Genomic DNA, 19,054 nt, shown 5'->3' on the forward strand with positions numbered 1-19,054 from the left:
TGCCTGCTTGAAGTGAGTGGGACCGGACCGGCGTGCATACGTACGCTGGCGAATGGCACATGGTTTCACCCTGGCCGCCCGCGCTCACGCTGCATTGCCGCATAACGCAAAAACGCGCGCCGGAGCGGCACGCGATGCAACAATGATGACATGAACATCCAACTCAACGGCACCCCGCGCACGCTTCCGGACAATTTGCCGCTGGCCACCCTGCTGGAGCAGGAAGGCCTAGCACAACGCCGCGTCGCGGTAGAGGTCAATGGCGAAATCGTGCCGCGCGGACGGCATGCAGATCACGCATTACGCGAGGGCGATGTGGTGGAAATCGTGCACGCGCTGGGCGGCGGCTGATGCGCCGCGCAAGCCGGCGCATCCGCGTCCGATCGGTGATAATTGGCGCATGACGAATCCCGCCCCCTCTGATGCGCTGGTCATCGCCGGCAAACACTACCGTTCGCGCCTGCTCACCGGCACCGGCAAGTTCAAGGACCTGGACGAAACCCGCCTGGCCACCGAAGCCGCCGCAGCCGAAATCGTCACCGTCGCCATTCGCCGGGTGAACATCGGCCAGGACCCCAACGCACCCAGCCTGCTGGATGTGCTGCCGCCGGAGCGCTACACGCTGCTGCCCAACACCGCCGGCTGCTACACCGCCGAAGAGGCGGTACGCACCTGCCGGTTGGCGCGCGAACTGCTGGACGGCCACAACCTCACCAAGCTCGAAGTGCTTGGCGACGAGAAGACGCTGTACCCGGATGTGGTGCAGACGCTCAAGGCTGCCGAACAACTGGTCGCCGATGGTTTCGAGGTGATGGTCTACACCTCCGACGACCCGATCCTGGCCAAGCGCCTGGAAGAGATCGGCTGTGTGGCGGTGATGCCGCTGGCCGCGCCGATCGGCTCGGGACTGGGCATCCAGAACAAGTACAACCTGCTGGAAATCATCGACAACGCCAAGGTACCGATCATCGTCGACGCTGGGGTGGGCACCGCCTCGGATGCGGCAATTGCCATGGAGCTGGGCTGCGATGGCGTACTGATGAACACCGCCATTGCCGGTGCGCGCGACCCGATCCTGATGGCCAGCGCGATGCGCAAGGCGATCGAGGCCGGACGCGAGGCGTTCCTGGCCGGGCGGATTCCGCGCAAGCGCTATGCATCGGCGTCGAGCCCGGTGGATGGTGTGATTGGATGAGTGGGCGGTCTGCGTTGACATTGCGGCCGAGGCGCAATGATTGGCAGTGCGGAGTGCCGGATATGACCGCTGCCAGATCGCGCGTTGCTGCGAGCGCCCCCTCGCGCCGTACCCTCACCCCAACCTCCGCTCCGCGCCCTGGCCCGTGCCTGCGTCGCGGGCGCTCCCAGGCACGCGCGCCCATGGCGCGCAAACTGTGCCTCCTCGCTCCGGTGGGAGAGGGGCTTTCGTTTTGCCGATGACTTAATTCATGACTGATCCTTTCACCAGCGACGGCGCCAAGATGCCGCCCAAGCCCTTCACCATCGAAGAGGGCCGCCGGCAGGTGCGCAGCTTCGTGCTGCGCCAGGGCCGTTTCACCCCCGCGCAGCAGCGCGCCTTCGACGACCTGTGGCCGCGGTTCGGGCTGGACTACACCGGTGCGCCGCGCGATCTGGCTGCCACCTTCGGACGCGATGCGCACAAGGTGCTGGAGATCGGCTTCGGCAATGGCGCCGCGTTGCGCTTTGCCGCGCAGCAGGACCCAAGCCGCGATTACATCGGCATCGAGGTGCATGCTCCTGGCGTGGGCCGCCTGCTCAACGCGCTGGACGAAGACGGCAGCCCCCATGTGCGCCTGTATCACCACGACGCGGTAGAAGTGCTGGAACACGAAATCGCCGACGGCGCGCTGGACGAAGTGCGTATCTATTTCCCCGATCCATGGCACAAGAAGCGGCACAACAAGCGCCGCCTGATCCAGCCGGCATTCGCGCAGTTGCTGGTGCGCAAGCTGCGCGAGGGCGGCCGCCTGCATGCGGCCACCGACTGGGCCGATTACGCCGAACAGATGTGGGACGTGCTCGATGCCACCCCGGGCCTGGTCAATCGCGCCGGCCCACGCGGCCACGTCGAACGCCCGGCCTGGCGCCCGCAAACCCACTTCGAGACGCGCGGCCAGAAGCTTGGGCACGGTGTGTGGGATTTGCTTTATGACCGGGAATCGGGATTGGGGATTCGTAACAGCGGCATCCCCGGCAACCAGACGCTTCAGCGCTTTTAACCAATCTCCACTCCCGAATCACGAATCCCGGCCCCCAATGGACACCGCGCTGACGCTGACCAACGATATGAAGCTCGTCCTCGGGCTGGTCGGTTTCACGATGGCGATGTTCCTGTTCGAGCGCATTCGCGCCGACGTGGTGGCATTGATCGTGCTGGTGGTCTTGGGCGTCACCGGGCTGGTGGCGCCGGAAGAACTGTTCGGTGGGTTTTCCGGTAATGCGGTGATGAGCATCATCGCTACCACCATTCTGGGCGCGGGGCTGGAGCGCACCGGTGCGTTAAACCGGTTGGCCACCTGGTTGTTGCGGCGTTCGCACGGCAGCGAGCAGCGCCTGATGATGATGACGCTGGCCATCTCCGGCTTGAACTCCTCGTTCATGCAAAACCCCTCGGTGATGGCGTTGTACCTGCCGGTCGCCTCGCGCCTGGCCGCACGCACCGGGCTCACCTTGCAGCGCATGCTGCTGCCGATCGCCGCGGCCATCGTGATGGGCGGCGCGCTCACCATGGTGGGCAATTCGCCGCTGATCCTGCTCAACGACCTGCTGGTCTCGGCCAACAACAACCTGCCCTCGGGCATGGCCAGCATCGAGCCGTTGACGATGTTCGCGCCGCTGCCGATCGGCGTGGCGCTGCTGATCGCCGCACTGCTGTACTTTCGCTTCTACGGCGACCGCAAGCTGATCGAAGAAGAACGCCTGATCAACGAAGGCGTGACGCCCTCGCGCACCGAAAGCTATTTCGCCAAGACCTACGGCATCGACGGCGATGTGTTCGAGCTGACCGTCACCGCCGAAAGCCCGCTGGTGGGCATGACCCTGGGCGAGGCCGAAGCCTTGCACGATGCACCGTTGCTGCTTGCGCTCAAGACCGGTAACGACACCCGCCTGGCACCGCCGGCCGATATGCGCATCTGGGTCGGCAGCGTGCTCGGCGCGATGGGCCCGCGCCAGGAAGTGGCCGACTTTGCGCAAAACCAGTTCCTGCGCATGTCCTCGCGCCTGCGCAACCTGGGCGATTTGTTCAATCCCAGCCTGGCCGGTATTTCCGAAGCGTTGATTCCGCCGAACTCGCGGTTGATCGGCAAGAGCGCCGGCGAATTGCGCTTGCGCAAGCAGGCGGGCATCAGCCTGTTGGCAATCAACCGCGACAAGCAGGTCATCCGCGAAGACGTGCGCAACGTGCCGCTGCGCGCCGGCGACATGCTGGTCTTCCACAGCATCTGGCAGGACCTGGTGCAGGCGGCGGAAAGCCGCGATTTCGTGCCGGTGACCGACTTCCCCAAAGGCGAGCAGCGTCCGCACAAGTTCAAGATCGCGATGGCGATCTTCGCCTTCACCATCCTGATCGCACTGACCTCGCGCCTGCCGGTGGCGCTGACACTGATGACCGGCGTGGCCTGCATGCTGGTCAGCGGCGTGCTGCGCATGGACGAGGCCTACGCCTCGATCAACTGGAAGACCATCTTCATGATGGCCGGGCTGATTCCGCTGGGCTGGGCCATGGACAGCAGCGGCACCGCGGCCTGGGTTGCCGGCCACACCATCGACCGCCTGCCCGAAGGCGTGCCGGTGTGGGCGCTGGAAATCAGCCTGGCACTGTTGACCACAGCTTTTTCCTTGGTGATCAGCCACGTGGGCGCGACCATCGTGATGGTGCCCATTGCAGTCAATCTGGCGCTGGCCGCCAACGGCAACCCCACCGCGTTCGCGCTGATCGTGGCGTTGTCGGCGTCCAACAACCTGATGACCGCGTCCAACCCGGTGATCTCGATGGTGGCCGGCCCGGCCAACTATCAACCGCGCGAGTTGTGGCGCGTGGGCGCACCGCTGTCGCTGATCTACATCGTGGTGATGGTATCGGTGATCAACCTGATGTTCTGGTGGGCGGCGCGCTGATCCGGCGTTGCGCTTTTTTCGAGCGGCCGACAAAGCGTCATCGGCAATCGTTCCTGCCGCTTACCCCAGCAGCACCTGCTCATCTTCAACCCGCACCGGCACCGCAAACAGCGACTGGCCGCGGCATGGGCCGCTGACGCATTCGCCACCGCTGAGTTCGAAGGCCGCACCGTGCGCGGCGCAGACCAACTGCCCTTCCTTGGTCTTCAGGAACTGCCCCGGCGCCCAGTCCAGCCGGCGGCCGGCATGCGGGCAGATGTTCAACCACGCACGGACCTGGGTGCCTTCGCGATACAGCACCAGCGATTCGGCACCGCTCTCCAGCAGTGCTTCCACTTCCAGAAACCCGGCATCGGGAATCTGCATCAACGTGGCAAGCGTGGTGGGCGATGGCAACGACATGCAGGGGACCGGGCAACGATGGCAATGGGCCTGGATTGTGGCATGCGCGCCTGGCCAGCACGGGGAGCCCCAGACGGCGACTGCGGGACAACGCCATTGCCCAGCCAACCGGCCACAACTGGCCGTATACGCCGTCATCGACGCCTGCCGCACGTGATCGCCTTCGCAAATTGCAGTGTCAATTAACGAACTTTTCACTCAATGACATGAAACCGCAACGATACTGCGCCCTCGTTTCCTGCCCGGCAGCCCACCGCCATGCCCGCACGCCTCTTCCAATTCAGCAACTTCCATCACCTGTTTGCGCCGCGCAAGCCGCGTCACCCATTGGTGCGCGTTGCCGCCGGCCTGGCCGGTCTGGTGATCCTTGCGGTGCTAATCTTCTTCAGCGTGTTCGTTGGCGCAGCAATGATCCTGGGCGGCATCGCCTGGAAGCTGTTGAGCAAGTCGAACCGCCGCACACCGCAGCAGGCACGCGTGGTCGACGCCGAGTACCACGTGGTGCGCAAGCCCGCGTTGCCGTTGTCGCACTGACACCTGGCCGACTGCATCGCTGCGCCGCGGTCTCGACCTGCGCAGCAGGTGCGGGGGTTGGCCGATGCCTGCATCGATGATGATTTGATTCCAGCACGCCACACCTGGCGTGCGATGGCTTGCCGCGCGTTGCGCAGTGCCATGTCGCCGGGTGCTGCGCTGCGCTGATGGGCTACAGGCGCATTGGGTGCTGCTTCGAGCACCAGTTCACCGCCCTGCGCGCACGTCTTCTCACTGCCGCATCAATGCACACCGCGCTCGCATCGAACGCCAGCGCCGCACTGCCAGCTCTGTAGTGGGTTCGCAATCGTCTGGTTGTACGCATTGCCACTCACGCGTCGACGCTTCAGAGGCCTCGCAGCGCTGCCAGCCCGGCCATGTCATGCACTGGATGCAAAGCGTCATGGTTCCGTCGTACACAGGCGAACCGCTAGACTCATCTGCCCGTATGTTGAGGATGCGCGCATGACCCACGATGTGATTCCCGCCGCCGATGTTCCGCGCATTCCTGTGGTGGGTGGTGGTAGTTTTCCGGTGCATCGCATCTACTGCGTGGGGCGCAACTTTGCCGACCATGCGCGCGAGATGGGCGCCACCGCACCAGCCTCCAAGGCCGAGCGTGGCCAGCCGACCTTTTTCATGAAGCCTGCCGATGCCATCGTGGTCGGCCACGGCGACCACATTCCCTACCCGCCCGGCACCAAGGAACTGCACCATGAAGTGGAACTGGTGGTGGCGCTGGGCAGCGATGCGCCGGCCGGCGAGTTGCCGGTGGAACAGGCCGAGCGCCTGATCTACGGCTACGGCGTGGGCCTGGATCTGACCCGTCGCGACCTGCAGGCCGCGGCCAAGGCCAAGGGCTTGCCGTGGGACATCGCGAAGGGCTTCGATCACTCCGCACCGATCAGCGAGCTGGTGCATGCCGGCGAAGTCGGCGCGCTGGAGGCGCTGAATCTGTCGCTGGAGGTCAACGGCCAGGTGCGTCAGCAGTCGTTGCTGGATCAAATGATCTGGAACGTGCCGGAGATCCTGCATGAGCTTTCCAAACTCTACGCACTGCGCGCAGGCGACCTGATCTTCATGGGCACGCCGGCCGGCGTCGGACCGTTGCTGCCGGGCGACCAGTTCAGTGCGCGCCTGGAGAACGTCGCCGAGCGCCACGGCATCATCGCGGGCTGACATCGAGCCGGCTACGATCGGGCTGCGGCAGTTGGTCCGCGACCGCAGTTGGAGTGCACTATGGGAATGGTCAGCGAATTCAAGCAATTCGCAATGCGCGGCAATGTCATCGACCTGGCGGTCGGTGTGGTCATCGGTGCGGCGTTCGGCAAGATCGTCACCGCTCTGGTGGAGAAAATCATCATGCCGCCGATCGGTTGGGCCATCGGCAATGTGGATTTTTCGCGCCTGGCGTGGGTACTCAAGCCGGCCGGCGTCGATGCCACCGGCAAGGAAATCCCGGCCGTTGCTATTGGCTACGGCGATTTCATCAACACCGTCGTGCAGTTCCTGATCATCGCTTTCGCGATCTTTCTGGTGGTCAAGTTGATCAACCGCGTGACCCATCGCAAGCCGGACGCGCCGAAGGGCCCGAGCGAAGAAGTACTGCTGCTGCGCGAGATTCGCGACGCGCTCAAGAACGACACGCTCAAGCCGCCGGGCGCGCTTTAAGCGGGCACAACCAACTGGCGCATCCTGTGGCGCAACTTCGCGCAGAAGGATGACCTTTCGCACGCAGACGGGGGACCTCGCGCTGATAAGCTCGGGGTCCCCTTGTCGTTGGAGCCGCCCTGCATGCGTCGTCTCGCTGTTGCCATCTCTGCCCTACTCGCCTGCTCCTCCGCACTCGCCGCGCAGACCAGCATCCCCGACAGCGCATTGCGTACCGCAGCGCAGCTACGCGAGCAGGCGCTGGCCGATGACACCGGCTTTTCGGTGGTCCAATCGTTGACCACCGAGGTGGGCCCGCGCATTGCAGGTGGCGAAGCAGACCCGCGTGCGGTGGCCTGGGCCAAGGCGAAATTCGCTTCGCTGGGTTTCGACAAGGTATGGACCGAGCCGGTGACCTTTCCGAAATGGGAGCGTCGCAGCGAACACGCTGTCGTGATCGGGGCGCATGCGCAGCCGTTGACCATCACCGCATTGGGCGGCAGCCCGGGCGGCACTGTCGAGGGCGAGGTGGTGCGTTTCGAAACGCTTGCTGCGTTGCAGGCCGCGCCAGCCGGCTCGCTGGCCGGCAAGATTGCCTTCGTCGATTACCAGATGGTCAAGGCGCGCGACGGCAAGGATTACGGCAATGGCGGCGCCGTGCGCAGCAAGGGGCCGTCCGAAGCGATCCGCAAGGGTGCCATTGGATTTGTCATGCGCTCGGCCGGCACCGACTCGCACCGCGTGCCGCATACCGGCATCACCCGTTTCGATGAGGGCCTGACGCCGGTGCCGGCTGCAGCGCTGTCGGTGCCCGATGCCAACCAGCTCGCGCGGCTCACCGCACTGGGCAGCACGCGCGTGCGCCTGGAGTTGGATTGCGGCTGGGACGGCACGGCCACCTCGTACAACGTGATCGGCGAAATCACCGGGCGCAGCAAGCCCAAGGAAGTGGTGGTGATCGGCGGACATCTGGATTCATGGGATCTGGGCACCGGCGCCATCGACGACGGCGCCGGCGTGGCGATCACGATGGCTGCCGGCCACCTGATCGGCCAACTCAAGCAGCCACCCAAGCGCACCATCCGCGTGGTGGCCTTCGCCAACGAAGAGCAAGGCCTGTACGGCGGCAAGGCGTATGCCGCCGCGCATGGCACCGATGCCAAGGACATGGCACTGCATCAGATCGGCGCGGAAAGCGACTTCGGCGCCGGACGCATCTATGCGTTCAACACCGGCGCGGCCGCACCGGACGACTCGCGTGCAGCGACCAGGCAGATTGCCGAGGTGCTGGCACCGCTGGGCATCGCGTATGAACCGGGCAAGGGCGGCCCTGGCCCGGATGTCGGGCCGATTTCCGCCAAGGGTGGAGCCTGGGGGTGGCTGGCGCAGGATGGCACCGACTACTTCGACCTGCACCACACCGCCGACGACACGCTGGACAAGATCGACCCGAAGGCGCTCGCGCAGAACGTGGCCGCCTACACCGTGTTCGCGTATCTCGCCGCAGAAGCCGATGGCGATTTCGGCAGCCGCGCGAAGAGCGTGCAACCGCCGAGCGAGTGAATGGCCAGGATGATGCGGGGCATGCGCCGAACGCTCGATTCGGCCGTGATTTGCCGGTTTTCAAGCGCCAGGCGCATGCAGGAATCGCACGATGCCTGGCGCTGCTGCTTGCGCAGATCGGCGCGTTCGTCTGGCAAGTGCGCAGTTGCGATGAAGCGGCTGCCACTGGCCGCGGGTCGTACCGGGTAGAGGCACATCACTTGCTCGGCAGCGGTGCGTAGGCGGTGGATTCGGCGATGACCGGCAGCTGCCGCTGGTACTGCGTCAGGTGATGGGTCGGTTGTTTTTCGTGGTCGCTTCACACGTCGAACCGGTAGCGCGCGCATTCGCTCTTACTCCAGGATGAGCACACACAATGGTGGCCAAGCGCCAACGCAGTGCGAACAATGCGGCGACGTTGTTGGATGTCGCCAAACACGCCGGCGTCTCGCCGATGACCGCTTCGCGTGTGATCAACCGTCACCCGCATGTGGGCGAAGCGATGCGCGCGCGCGTGGAGGCCTCGGTACAGGCATTGGGCTACCGGCCCAACCTCGCCGGCCGCTCGTTGCGGACCAGCGGGCTGCTGCGCATCGGCGTGCTGTACAGCAACCCGAGCGCCGCATACCTCAATCAATTCATGCTCGGCCTGCTTGAGCAGAGCAGCCTCACCGGCAGCCAGGTCATGGTGGAGAAGTGCGGTGCCATCCGCAGCCAGCGTGCGGCCACCGAGCGCCTGCTCGCTGCCGGCGTCGATGGGGTGATCCTGCCACCGCCGTTATGCGACTCGCGCCAGACCATCGCCGAACTCGATGCGCGCGGCATTCCGGTCGTGGCGGTGGCCAGCGGCGCACCGATGGCGCAAATCAGCTCGGTGCGGATCGACGACTACCAGGCCGCACGCGCCATCGTCGACCACCTGATCGAGCTCGGGCATCGTCGCATTGCGTTGATCAAGGGCGACCCCAAACACACCCCGAGCGCACTGCGCGCCAACGGCTATCTCGACAGCCTGCACGCTGCCGGCGTGTCGGTCGCAGATGGCTTGATCGCCGAGGGCCTGTTCACCTATCACTCCGGTCTTCTGGCCGCACGCAGCCTGTTGGCGCAGCGGCCACCACCCACGGCGATCTTCTGCAGCAACGACGACATGGCGGCCGCAGCGGTGGCGGTCGCGCACGGACTGGGCTTGCGCGTGCCCGAAGATGTCTCCATCGCCGGCTTCGACGATACGCCGGTGGCCACCACCATCTGGCCCGAACTCACCACCGTGCACCAACCGGTCACTGCGATGGGTCGTGCTGCTGTGTCACTGCTGGCCGACGCGGTTCGTCAACGCCGCAAGGGCGACACCGCACCCGGCGTGCATCAGGTGATGAAGTACACGCTGGTCAAGCGTGGCTCGACGGCAGGGCCGCCGAAGACATAGCGCCACAGCGCGCCATCACCATCCCGGTTCGGCATAGACGCATCACCTCAATCTGTGCGCACGCTGCGCCGTCGCGGCCGACCGCTGCCGTTTCAACAGCAATCAGACTGACAGTTGCAGCATTCAACTGCCGGCGTGATTGCGCAGACGCCCGCCCTACCACGCAAAAAAACGGCCACATCGCTTCCCGACGATGTAGCCGAATGGGAGGGTATTCGACGTCACCGCCGAACGTACTGCAGCGCCGTATCAAACGGCGACGGGAAGAACGCGCAAGGACCGCTCGGAGAGGAGCGAGGACAACCGCATGTGCGGCACCGCGCGGGGACGCACCGTGCCGCACAGCAGTGTCTTGCATCAGTGCATGGCATCAGAAGCGCAAACGCAGACCCGCGTAGTAGCGACGCTCGAAGATGTTCTGGTCGAAGTAGTGATTGGTCCACTGTGCGTAACGGCGTTCGCTTTCGCCAGTCAGGTTGGTGGCCTGGGCGTACAGGGTCAGGTGATCGTTGACGTCGTAGCTCAGCGACGCGTCCAGGTAGCCGACGTCGTCGTTCCAGATCGCCAGCTCGTCGCCCCATGCGGAACTGTTGACCTGGCTGAAGCGCTTGCTGCGCCAGTTGTAGGCCACGCGCGCCTGCAGCTTGTCCTTCTGATACCACAGCACCGCGTTGGCCTGGTGCTTGGAGTTGTCGCCGATCGGCAGCGTGTTGCCGTCGATATCGGTGTTGTCGGTATCGGCATCGGAGAAGGTGTAGTTGATGTTGGTGCCGAAGCCGCTCAGCCAGCCCGGCAGGAAATCGAAGGCCTGCTGGTAGCCGATTTCAAAGCCCTTGATCTTGCCTCCGCCGCCATTGACGATGCGCTCGACCGGGCCGCCCGCGCGCACGACGCCATCGGCATCGGGCAAGGCTTCGATATTGGTAACGGTGGTGGGGAACGACTTCACGTCGATCAGAAACGCACCCACGCTGATCAACGAGGCATCGGCGAAATACCATTCCCACGAGGCGTTGTAGTTGGTGGCGCGGTACGGATCCAGATCCGGATTGCCCGAACGGCCATTGAGGAACAGCACCGCATCCGATGGCAGCGACGGATTACGCGGCGGCGTGCCGTTGACCGCATAGAAGCTCACCAGACCACGGCCCAGATCGGGCAGGTCCTGACGCGCAACCGCCTTGTTGTAGGCGAAACGCAGCTTCTGCGCGTCGGTGACGTCCAGCGACAGGTTCGCGCTGGGCAGCACATCGGTGTACTGGCGATTGAGACGGTTGGTGCCGATCGCGGGACTGACGCCGTTCCATTCGACATTGCCGATATAGACGTTGCCGCTGCTCAGGTACTGGTCGATCGCCAGCTTGGTCTGCACGATGCGCGCGCCGATGTTGGCCGTCCACGGCACGCGCGTGCCGGTCCCGCCTTCCAGGTTGGCCATGAAATAGGCCGAGCTGGTTTTTTCGGTGACCTGGTAGGAATCGGCTGCCTGCTGATACGCCACGTTGCCCGGATACAGGCTGTTGAGATAAGCAACCGGGTCTTTCATCGCCTGTGGGTTGATCGCCGGTAGGCCCTGACTGCCCAGGCCGGTGACCTTGAGCGGATCGAAGTCGTTGAAATACGCCCAGTAGCCGGGAATCGAATTGAACGGCAGCAAGCGCGCTTCGGACACGCCGCTGCATGTATCGACGATCAGCGGATCCTTGTAGTAGTACAGCGAACGGTTCGGGTCGGCACAGCTGGACGACACCGGCGACAGATACCGATAGGTATCGAGCTTGAAATCGCGCTCACCGTAGCGAATGCCGAACTGGAAGCCGCGTACCACGCCCTCGTCGAACTCGAAGGTGCCATCGGCGCGGAATGCGTCCATCTTTGCGTCGATCTTGTTGCCCTGCGCCCAGGTGGACATCAGCTGCCAATTGTCTGGATTGGACACATCGGTCGCGAGGTTGACTGCCGGGTAGGTGCCGCGGAAATCCACCGATGCATCCACGGTGGGCAGGCCATTGACGTTGGCCCACTGGGTCACGCCGCCGGCACGTGGGATCTGGTCGCCGCGCGTCACTGCTGCATCGGCACGCGCTTCGTCGTAGGTGCGCTGCGCATCGCCATGCACCCAGCGGAACGAGGCACGGAATGGGCCGCCGTCGTCGTAACGCAATTCCAGATTGGTATTGAGCGCATCCGAATCCGCCACCCCGGCCATCGAATGCGCCTGAAAGCGGTTGTAACGAAAATTGCCGTACTCCAACACGCCGTTGGGATCGACCACAGATCCCGGCTGCAACTGATTGGTCGCCCAACCGGTGTGCAGCTGCGCGGCAACCGAGGTGTCGTGGTCTTCGAGCTTGGTGTAGGCCGCGTCCGCCAACACGGTCCACGAATCGTTGATGTTGAACTGGAACGAGCCATTGATGCCGGTGCGCTGGCGATCGGTGCTGCGGTTATCCAGCTCGGTCGCCACCCAGTTGTAGAAGTAGTCGCGCGGCAGATTGCCCGGGTCGGTATTGCTGCCGATACGTCCATCGCCGTTGAAGTCGAAGCCGACGTTCTGTTCGGTGGATTTCTGTGCGCCGTTGGAATACACGCTGGGGTGCTTGTTTTCCAGCGTGGCATCCGAATACGACACCGCCAGCAACGCGCCCCAACGCGCGGTGCGAAAACTGGCCAACCCCGAATACAACGCGTTGGCTTTCTGCACGCGGTCGCCGTACGAGCCTTCGGCCTGGCCGCTGAAGGTCCAGCCTTCCGGCAGATCGAATGGGCGCCGCGTCTTCAATGAGACCGTGCCGCTGATGCCGCCATCCAGATCGGCGGCAGTGGGCGACTTGATCACGTCCACGCCACTGAACAGCGTGGGTGGAATGTCCACGAAATCCGGCTGCGCGCGGCCGATGTTCGGCTGACCATATTGATCGCCGCCGCCTGCACTCAGGTACAACTCGCCGTTCATGGTGGTCTGCACCTGCGGCATGCCGCGGATATTGAGCTGCGAACCTTCGCCGGCCGACCGCCGGATCTGCACGCCAGGCACGCGCTGCAACGAATCGGTGATGGTGACGTCGGGCAATTTGCCGATGTCTTCGGCAGAAATCGAATCGATGATCTGCGCCGCGCTGCGCTTGTTCTCGATAGCTTCGGCCTGCGCGCCGCGCACGCCCTTGACCATCACCTTGTCCAGTTCGGTGACGCCTGGAGCGGTGGCGGTGTCTTGCGCGCTTGCGCCGCCGGCAAGCAGAGTGAGCGCAGCCGCGAGCGCGGCGGCCAACGGGGTATGGCGGGTATTCGAATGCAGCTTGTTCATGGTCCCCTCCCAGGGATGACAAATCCACGACCGTTTCGACTGGCATTGCCGGCACGGCAATGCGGTATTGGCTGACGTACCAGACGGGGCGTCAGTGCGAGGCACCGTGCATGGCACGGCGCGGCAACACGCAGACGTCGCTACGGAGCCCCGTTGGCGACGCCTGTCGATGGTTCGGCATTCCAGCCACGCAGTTGCAGCGTGGCGTTGCGCAAGGTGGCAGCGGACGGCCCGCGAATTTCCACCACGCGCTCTTCGCCTGGTACCAGGCTCAGATAGTTGTCGCTGTAATAGGCCGGCAGGATGCGTTGGCCTTGCGCATCCACCAGGGTCAACTTGGTGTTGAGGGCCACCTGCTGCGACCGGTTGCGGACAGTGGCACGCAGCACGGCCTCGTTGCCCTGCTGCAATTGCGTGGTGAGCTGCAACGGCACCTTTGCGAGCGCATCCAGCCCACGCATCGCCACCGCATCGCGCGCCACCCAGTAGAAGTTGCGCGAACGCACCACCGCGTCGCGGTCGAGCAACTGCAGCCGCACAAAGCCCAGCCCGTTGGTGTCCGTCAGCAACGGCGCCAACTGCAGCACGGGTGCCGACACTGCCACTGCCGCGGCGTCCAGCGGCTGTTCGCGCTGTTGCAGCAGCGTGCCGTCGTGTGCGTACACCTGTGCACGCACACGCAATCCACGCACCGGCGTGGCAGCGTTGTTGACCACGACCACGTCGTGCCCCGGCAGATTCATCTGCACATGCAGCGTCTCGGCTGCAGTGCGCACGCCGTAATACGCGGCGTGGGTGTCGTAATCGTGGCTATACACCTGCCACATGTTGCTCGGCCACGCCGGATGGCTCATCCACAGCAGGCGGCCGCTGTTCTTGCTCCACAGTTGCGCGTTGAAGCCTTCGAAGATGGCGCGATGGGTTTCGTAATTGAGCAGCTGCGCCTTGCGCTCGAAATCCTCTAGGCTGGTCGGTGCGCCCAGCTTGTCGGTCAGCGTGCGCATGAAACTGTTGGTATCGCCATTACCGGACTGGTGCCAATCGTGGTACGCCCAGGCGTCGCTGATTGGCCATTGGTCGCCAACCGCCGGCACCGAGGCCTTGAACGACTCCAGCGTGGAGAACGATGGCGTGCCCACTTCCACCGAGAAGCCCTGCGCCAGCTTGTTGAAGTAGGCCACCGGCTCGCGATAGTTGTACGGCCCACTGCCTTGTAAATTGATCTCGTTGGAGCTTCCTGTGTACCAGCGCGTGCCGTCGAGTTCGGCGACCAGCTTGTCCAGGCCTTCGTTGAGGATGGGGGCCGGCACGCCTTCGTTGCGCCCGAACCACAACACGATGGACGGATGATTTCGGAAGCGCTTGATCACCTCGGCCGCGTTGTCCAGGAACAGCGCCGCGTCGGCCGGTTCCATGTTGTAGTTCTGCGTGGACTGCCAGAAATCGTTGAGCACCAACATGCCGTATTCGTCGGCCAGCTCGAAGAAGTTTGCTTCGGTGTTCTGCCCGACCCAGTTGCGCACCACATTGAAGTGCGCATCGCGCTGCAGGCGAAAGTACGGCTCCAGCCGCTCACGCGACACGCGCTTGCGCCAATCGTCCATGCCCCAGTTACCGCCCTTCACCGCAATGCGCACACCGTTGATGCGGATGACCAGATGCGGGGCCAGCGTGGAATCCTCCAGCTGCTGAACTGCCGGCGAGCCCAGCGCACCGGGATACAGCGACTGCGCGTTGCCGCCGGGTACCGGCCGGATCGCCGCATGGCGTACATCGACGATGCGTTCGCCACGCTGGCGGGCCTGGTTGAGATCGACCAGTACACGGCGCAATGCGCCATCGTCGTCGAATAACGACAGCTCGTAGGTCACTTCGCGAATACCGAAGCGCAGCTGCTGCGCATCCGAGCGCGCGCCTTCCACATCGACCCCCACTTGCAGCGTGTACAGCGCAGGCTCGCCGTAGCCGTTGGGCCACCACAGGCGCGGGTTGACGAGGCGCAACTGCGGCGTGTCGGCCGCGGTGAACTTCAGCGTACTGCCGCCGGCCGGCACCGTGACCTGGCGCTGGATGGTCACATCGCCGAAGGCCAGCTGCACATTGCCCTGCACTGCGGCAGGCGTGTCGTTGCGCAGCGGCACATTGATTTCCAGTTCGGCGCGTTGATGATCCGGCGCCAAGCGCGCGGTCAGCACCTGGATGTCGCCAAGTGCGAGCGGGCCGCTGGCGTGCAACTGCACGTCCTGCCACAGACCGGCATTACGGTCGCGTACCGCGGGAATCCAGTCCCAACCCTCGGTGGCGATAAAGGTCGGGCCATCCAGGGCCTGCATGCCGCCGTTTTCGCCGACGCCTGCGCGCATCGATTGTTCGTGCGCAATGCCCGGATGCGGTGGCGGCGACACCCGTACCGCAATGACGTTGCGACCTGGCTTGAGCTGCCTGCTGACATCGAAACGACCGCGTGCGAATGCGCCGCGCGTACGCCCGACCTGCACGCCGTTGACCCAGACTTCGCCGGCATAGTTGATGCCATTGAACAGCAGTTCCAGACGCTTGCCTTGCGCGGCGGCAGGCAGATCGAAACTGCTGCGGTACCACCAGTCCTGACGGCTCAACGCTTCGGGAATGGCCATATTGTTCAGGCCGATGTCCGGATCCGGATACACGCCACGGTCGACCAGCGTGGTGAGCACGGTACCGGGCACGGTCGCCACACGCCACGACGCATTGCCGGTGGTGTCATCACGACGCGACAGCGTGGCGCCGGTCGCTGCACCAAGCTCCGGTGCTGCGGCCAGTTGCCATGCATCCACGCGCCAGGATGCGGCATCCAGCGATTGCAGCGCAGGCGCATCCGGTACTGGCTGTGCAACCGGCGCCGAGAACGCTGCGCTGCTGCGCGGCAACGTCGCAGCCGGCTGCGGCGCAAGCTGGCCGGCCATCTGCTTGACCTGCAAGCGCCAGCCTGGCGATGCGTCTTCGAAGCGCTGCAGTGCCGGATCCGGCGCGTTTGCGACAAGCCGTGCAATGGCCTGTGCATCCAGCGCGCCCGCCTGCGCGGTAAAGCCCGCGATATCGCCGCCGAAGTGTTGCGTATACGCCGCAGGTTGCTGGCGTGGACCGAAGACGAGCGTCGGCGCGATGGCCGTCCGTTGCACACGACCGCTGGCGACCTTGCGGCCGTTGGCGTACAGGGTCAGGCGTTCTCCCTGGGCAACTGCGGCCACTTGCGTCCAGCTGCCTGCACGCAAGGTCTGCGTACTGCGCAGCACATTGTCGGCGCCCTGCGCAAAGCCGAGTGTGCCGCCATCGATCGCGAAGTAGCGGCCTGCGCCTTGCGGATCGCCGACGCCTGCAATCAATGCAGGACCTGTAATCGAACGTGATGGGCGCACCCATCCAACCACGCTCCAGTCCGCATCGGCAGACAACCACGGCGTCTGGGCGGCGAGCTTCTTGGTCAGCGCAACGCCGCCGGCAAGCACGCGCACGTCATACGGACCGGGCGGATCGTCGGCAGGCGCTGCCTCCACTGCAGTCCAACCCATGCAAGCACACAACACCCACAGCGCTCCGCGGCGGAACGCCTTGCGAACCATCAGCATTAGAGGCCTCTCCCAAGCTCTACTGCCACACAACGGTGCACACCGCTTCGATGCAATCGGCAACCCGTCGTGCAGACGTTCTGCGTCATGACCTCCGTGATGCCGCCCGTGGCTGCCGCCCCTGTTTCAGCGGCCATGGTGCGAGGTAACGTTACCCCAGCTGGATATCGACAACAACCTTTCTGCGTTAGGGTTGGCAATCCCAGGAGGAGGGAATCATGCGAAACCTGATCCAGTCCGCAGTCCCCGCGGCATGTGCGTTGTTGTGTTTGATCGCTGCACCCGCTGCAGCACAGAGCTTGCGCGTACAGTCGCCTGATGCACGCACGCAAGTTGAATTCACGCTGCGCGACGGCGGCGTGCCCAGCTATCGCGTGCTGTATCGCAACACGCTGGTGCTCGACGATGCACCGCTCGGGTTGGATCTGGGCCGAGGCAACAAGCTCGGCCGTGACATGACGCTAGAAGGCAGCACGACCGAACTGCACGACAGCCGCTTCACCTTGACGGTGGGAAAGACGCGCCAAGCACGCGACCACTATCGAGAACTGCGCGTGCAACTGGCCGATACGCAACGCCGCAGGCTCAACATCGAATTGCGTGCGTATGACGACGGCGTTGCGCTGCGTTATGTCTTGCCGGATGCGGGCCAGGTGCGCATTCGCGACGAACTCACCAGCTTTGCATTCCCCCAAGATTACCGCTGCTGGAACTTGAATCTGGGCCGCTTCGGAACCAGCCACGAGGGCGAATACGATGCAATCGCCGCATCCAGATTGCGCGCGCATCATCTGCTCGAGTTACCTCTGGTGTGCCAGACGGACGCCAACGGCACCACGCTTGCGATCGGCGAAGCGAATCTGCGCGATTACGCCGGCTTGTATCTCACCGGTCGTTCCGATGGCGGTCTGGGCGTCTCGGCAAAACTTTCGCCGCGCCTGGACGACCCCACGGTGGCGGTCAGCATCGATGCGAAGGGACGCGATTTCGCCACGCCATGGCGTGTGATCATGCTGGCCGGCAACCCCGCGAGCCTGATCGAATCCAATTTGATTTCTGCGCTGAACCCGCCGCCCGCCTTCGATGCGAGTTGGGTGCGCGCGGGCAAATCGGCGTGGGATTGGTGGTCGGGCAGCCTGGCCAGCGGGGTGGCGAACCCGGGCATGAATACCGCCACCATCCAGCGCTATATCGATCATGCGCGGGATTTGAAGCTGCAATACATGCTGATCGACGACGGCTGGTACTACGGCAGTACCGGCGATGGCCAGTACAACGCCGATGCAGACATTCTCCGCCCGGTCGAGCAACTCGATCTGCCTGGTCTGGTGAACTACGCACGCAAGCGCGGTGTGGGGCTGTGGCTGTGGGCGCACTGGCGCGCGCTCGATGCGCACATGGACCAAGCGCTCACCTGGTACCAGCAGCTGGGCATCAAGGGCATCAAGGTCGATTTCATGGACCGCGACGACCAGCAGATGGTGGACTTCTATCATCGTCTGCTGAGCAAGGCCGCCGAGCACAGGTTGCTGGTGGATCTGCACGGTGCGTATCACCCGACCGGGCTGACCCGCACCTATCCGAACTATCTCACCCAAGAGGGCGTGCTCGGCGCCGAGTACAACAAGTGGAGCGCACGCATCACCGCGACCCACAACCTCACCTTGCCGTTTACGCGCATGTTGCTTGGGCCGATGGATTACACTCCTGGCGGCTTCCGCAATGTCCGCCCGGCCGAGTTCAAGCCACAGCACTTCGGGCCGCAGGTGATGACCACACGCGCGCAGCAATTGGCGATGTATGTGGTCTACGAGAGTCCGTTTGCGGTGGTTGCCGACAGTCCCGAGCAATACGAAAACGTGCCCGCCGCGCAGTTCCTGCGCGATGTGCCTGCAAGCTGGGACCAGACGCGCGCATTGGATGGCGCCATCGGCGAGCACATCGCACTGGCGCGGCGTAGCGGCAAGGACTGGTATGTGGGTGCGATGACCAACGAGCAGGCGCGCACGCTGACCCTGCCGCTCTCGTTCCTGGGCGAAGGCAGTTGGACCGCCACCATCTATACCGATGGAGAGACCCCGAGCGACGTACGCATCGACACACGCAGGCTCACACGTAACGACACATTGCAGCTTGCGCTTGCTGCCGGCGGCGGCGCTGCAGTGAGGCTGCAAAAAAAGTAAGAGCAGCCATGCTGATAGTGGAGTGAACTGGCACACCTTTGCGCAATAGCAAACGCCGTACGCAAAGGTGTGCATGACCATTGACATGGCATCCGCTTAGCGCATTGCGCTTACTTCGTGCCTGATGTCACGCAATGCATTGTTGCCCATCCAGTTGTTTTTTGCACAGCTAGACTGCGCACGCCTTCAACGCAGGCATGCGCCCCGAACGGAACTCGGAATGCACCTGCGGACTGAAGCTGCTGTCCTGCATGGTACGCCG

13 protein-coding genes are annotated in these 19,054 nt (G+C 64.1%); 10 read left to right on the forward strand and 3 right to left on the reverse strand.

Going from position 1 to position 19,054, the window contains the following annotated elements; all coding sequences use genetic code 11:
* The first annotated feature begins 150 nt into the window (after positions 1–150).
* From thiS to ACCQ16_RS15770, 4 genes are all read left to right on the forward strand, one after another.
* Positions 151–351 (forward strand): sulfur carrier protein ThiS, encoded by a 201-nt coding sequence (thiS, locus tag ACCQ16_RS15755; RefSeq protein ID WP_008576838.1) that lies wholly within the window; start codon positions 151–153, stop codon positions 349–351.
* A 49-nt stretch (positions 352–400) separates the two neighbouring features.
* Positions 401–1,195 carry a thiazole synthase gene (locus ACCQ16_RS15760; protein WP_011348384.1) on the forward strand — a complete coding sequence of 265 codons (795 nt, stop codon included), beginning with the start codon at positions 401–403 and terminating at the stop codon, positions 1,193–1,195.
* 250 nt (positions 1,196–1,445) lie between these two features.
* Positions 1,446–2,237: a tRNA (guanosine(46)-N7)-methyltransferase TrmB gene (trmB, locus tag ACCQ16_RS15765; RefSeq protein ID WP_218540620.1), complete on the forward strand. Its 792-nt coding sequence runs from the start codon at positions 1,446–1,448 to the stop codon at positions 2,235–2,237.
* A 37-nt stretch (positions 2,238–2,274) separates the two neighbouring features.
* A complete protein-coding gene (locus tag ACCQ16_RS15770; RefSeq protein ID WP_029820147.1) occupies positions 2,275–4,137 on the forward strand; it encodes an SLC13 family permease in 1,863 nt (620 codons plus the stop codon).
* A 60-nt stretch (positions 4,138–4,197) separates the two neighbouring features.
* Here ACCQ16_RS15770 and ACCQ16_RS15775 read toward each other — a convergent pair whose 3' ends face one another.
* The gene (locus tag ACCQ16_RS15775; RefSeq protein ID WP_008576830.1) at positions 4,198–4,539 is read right to left on the reverse strand and encodes a Rieske (2Fe-2S) protein; all 342 of its coding nucleotides are present in this window, start codon (positions 4,537–4,539) and stop codon (positions 4,198–4,200) included.
* Positions 4,540–4,797: 258 nt separating this feature from the next.
* On the opposite strand from ACCQ16_RS15775, the gene ACCQ16_RS15780 reads away from it, so the two are divergent.
* From ACCQ16_RS15780 to ACCQ16_RS15800, 5 genes are all read left to right on the forward strand, one after another.
* A complete protein-coding gene (locus tag ACCQ16_RS15780; RefSeq protein WP_372380009.1) occupies positions 4,798–5,073 on the forward strand; it encodes a hypothetical protein in 276 nt (91 codons plus the stop codon).
* Positions 5,074–5,538: 465 nt separating this feature from the next.
* Positions 5,539–6,252: a fumarylacetoacetate hydrolase family protein gene (locus tag ACCQ16_RS15785; protein ID WP_008576826.1), complete on the forward strand. Its 714-nt coding sequence runs from the start codon at positions 5,539–5,541 to the stop codon at positions 6,250–6,252.
* A 60-nt stretch (positions 6,253–6,312) separates the two neighbouring features.
* Entirely contained in the window at positions 6,313–6,744 is a 432-nt protein-coding gene (gene mscL, locus ACCQ16_RS15790) for a large-conductance mechanosensitive channel protein MscL (protein WP_003487203.1), read from the forward strand.
* Between the two features lie 123 nt (positions 6,745–6,867).
* A complete protein-coding gene (locus ACCQ16_RS15795; protein WP_031424084.1) occupies positions 6,868–8,286 on the forward strand; it encodes a M28 family peptidase in 1,419 nt (472 codons plus the stop codon).
* A gap of 355 nt (positions 8,287–8,641) precedes the next feature.
* Entirely contained in the window at positions 8,642–9,694 is a 1,053-nt protein-coding gene (locus ACCQ16_RS15800; RefSeq protein WP_008576822.1) for a LacI family DNA-binding transcriptional regulator, read from the forward strand.
* A 370-nt stretch (positions 9,695–10,064) separates the two neighbouring features.
* On the opposite strand, the gene ACCQ16_RS15805 is transcribed toward ACCQ16_RS15800, so the two are convergent.
* Complete coding sequence (locus ACCQ16_RS15805; RefSeq protein ID WP_014090908.1) at positions 10,065–13,001, reverse strand: TonB-dependent receptor; 2,937 nt, start codon at positions 12,999–13,001, stop codon at positions 10,065–10,067.
* A gap of 140 nt (positions 13,002–13,141) precedes the next feature.
* On the reverse strand, positions 13,142–16,609 hold the full coding sequence (locus tag ACCQ16_RS15810; RefSeq protein WP_372380010.1) for a glycosyl hydrolase 2 galactose-binding domain-containing protein: 3,468 nt from the start codon (positions 16,607–16,609) through the stop codon (positions 13,142–13,144).
* 218 nt (positions 16,610–16,827) lie between these two features.
* Between ACCQ16_RS15810 and ACCQ16_RS15815 the strand changes: the two genes are divergently transcribed.
* Complete coding sequence (locus ACCQ16_RS15815; RefSeq protein ID WP_372380011.1) at positions 16,828–18,792, forward strand: glycoside hydrolase family 97 protein; 1,965 nt, start codon at positions 16,828–16,830, stop codon at positions 18,790–18,792.
* Positions 18,793–19,054: the final 262 nt, after the last annotated feature.

The sequence above is a fragment of the Xanthomonas sp. NCPPB 1062 genome, assembly GCF_041481705.2.
In the GTDB taxonomy this organism is placed as follows: domain Bacteria; phylum Pseudomonadota; class Gammaproteobacteria; order Xanthomonadales; family Xanthomonadaceae; genus Xanthomonas; species Xanthomonas euvesicatoria.

Bases quoted from the DNA above. Each gene is read 5' to 3' on its own strand.
- thiS (WP_008576838.1), top strand. From the start codon at position 151: ATGAACATCCAACTCAACGGCACCCCGCGCACGCTTCCGGACAATTTG.
- ACCQ16_RS15760 (WP_011348384.1), top strand. From the start codon at position 401: ATGACGAATCCCGCCCCCTCTGATGCGCTGGTCATCGCCGGCAAACAC.
- trmB (WP_218540620.1), top strand. From the start codon at position 1,446: ATGACTGATCCTTTCACCAGCGACGGCGCCAAGATGCCGCCCAAGCCC.
- ACCQ16_RS15770 (WP_029820147.1), top strand. From the start codon at position 2,275: ATGGACACCGCGCTGACGCTGACCAACGATATGAAGCTCGTCCTCGGG.
- ACCQ16_RS15775 (WP_008576830.1), bottom strand. From the start codon at position 4,539: ATGTCGTTGCCATCGCCCACCACGCTTGCCACGTTGATGCAGATTCCC.
- ACCQ16_RS15780 (WP_372380009.1), top strand. From the start codon at position 4,798: ATGCCCGCACGCCTCTTCCAATTCAGCAACTTCCATCACCTGTTTGCG.
- ACCQ16_RS15785 (WP_008576826.1), top strand. From the start codon at position 5,539: ATGACCCACGATGTGATTCCCGCCGCCGATGTTCCGCGCATTCCTGTG.
- mscL (WP_003487203.1), top strand. From the start codon at position 6,313: ATGGGAATGGTCAGCGAATTCAAGCAATTCGCAATGCGCGGCAATGTC.
- ACCQ16_RS15795 (WP_031424084.1), top strand. From the start codon at position 6,868: ATGCGTCGTCTCGCTGTTGCCATCTCTGCCCTACTCGCCTGCTCCTCC.
- ACCQ16_RS15800 (WP_008576822.1), top strand. From the start codon at position 8,642: ATGGTGGCCAAGCGCCAACGCAGTGCGAACAATGCGGCGACGTTGTTG.
- ACCQ16_RS15805 (WP_014090908.1), bottom strand. From the start codon at position 13,001: ATGAACAAGCTGCATTCGAATACCCGCCATACCCCGTTGGCCGCCGCG.
- ACCQ16_RS15810 (WP_372380010.1), bottom strand. From the start codon at position 16,609: ATGCTGATGGTTCGCAAGGCGTTCCGCCGCGGAGCGCTGTGGGTGTTG.
- ACCQ16_RS15815 (WP_372380011.1), top strand. From the start codon at position 16,828: ATGCGAAACCTGATCCAGTCCGCAGTCCCCGCGGCATGTGCGTTGTTG.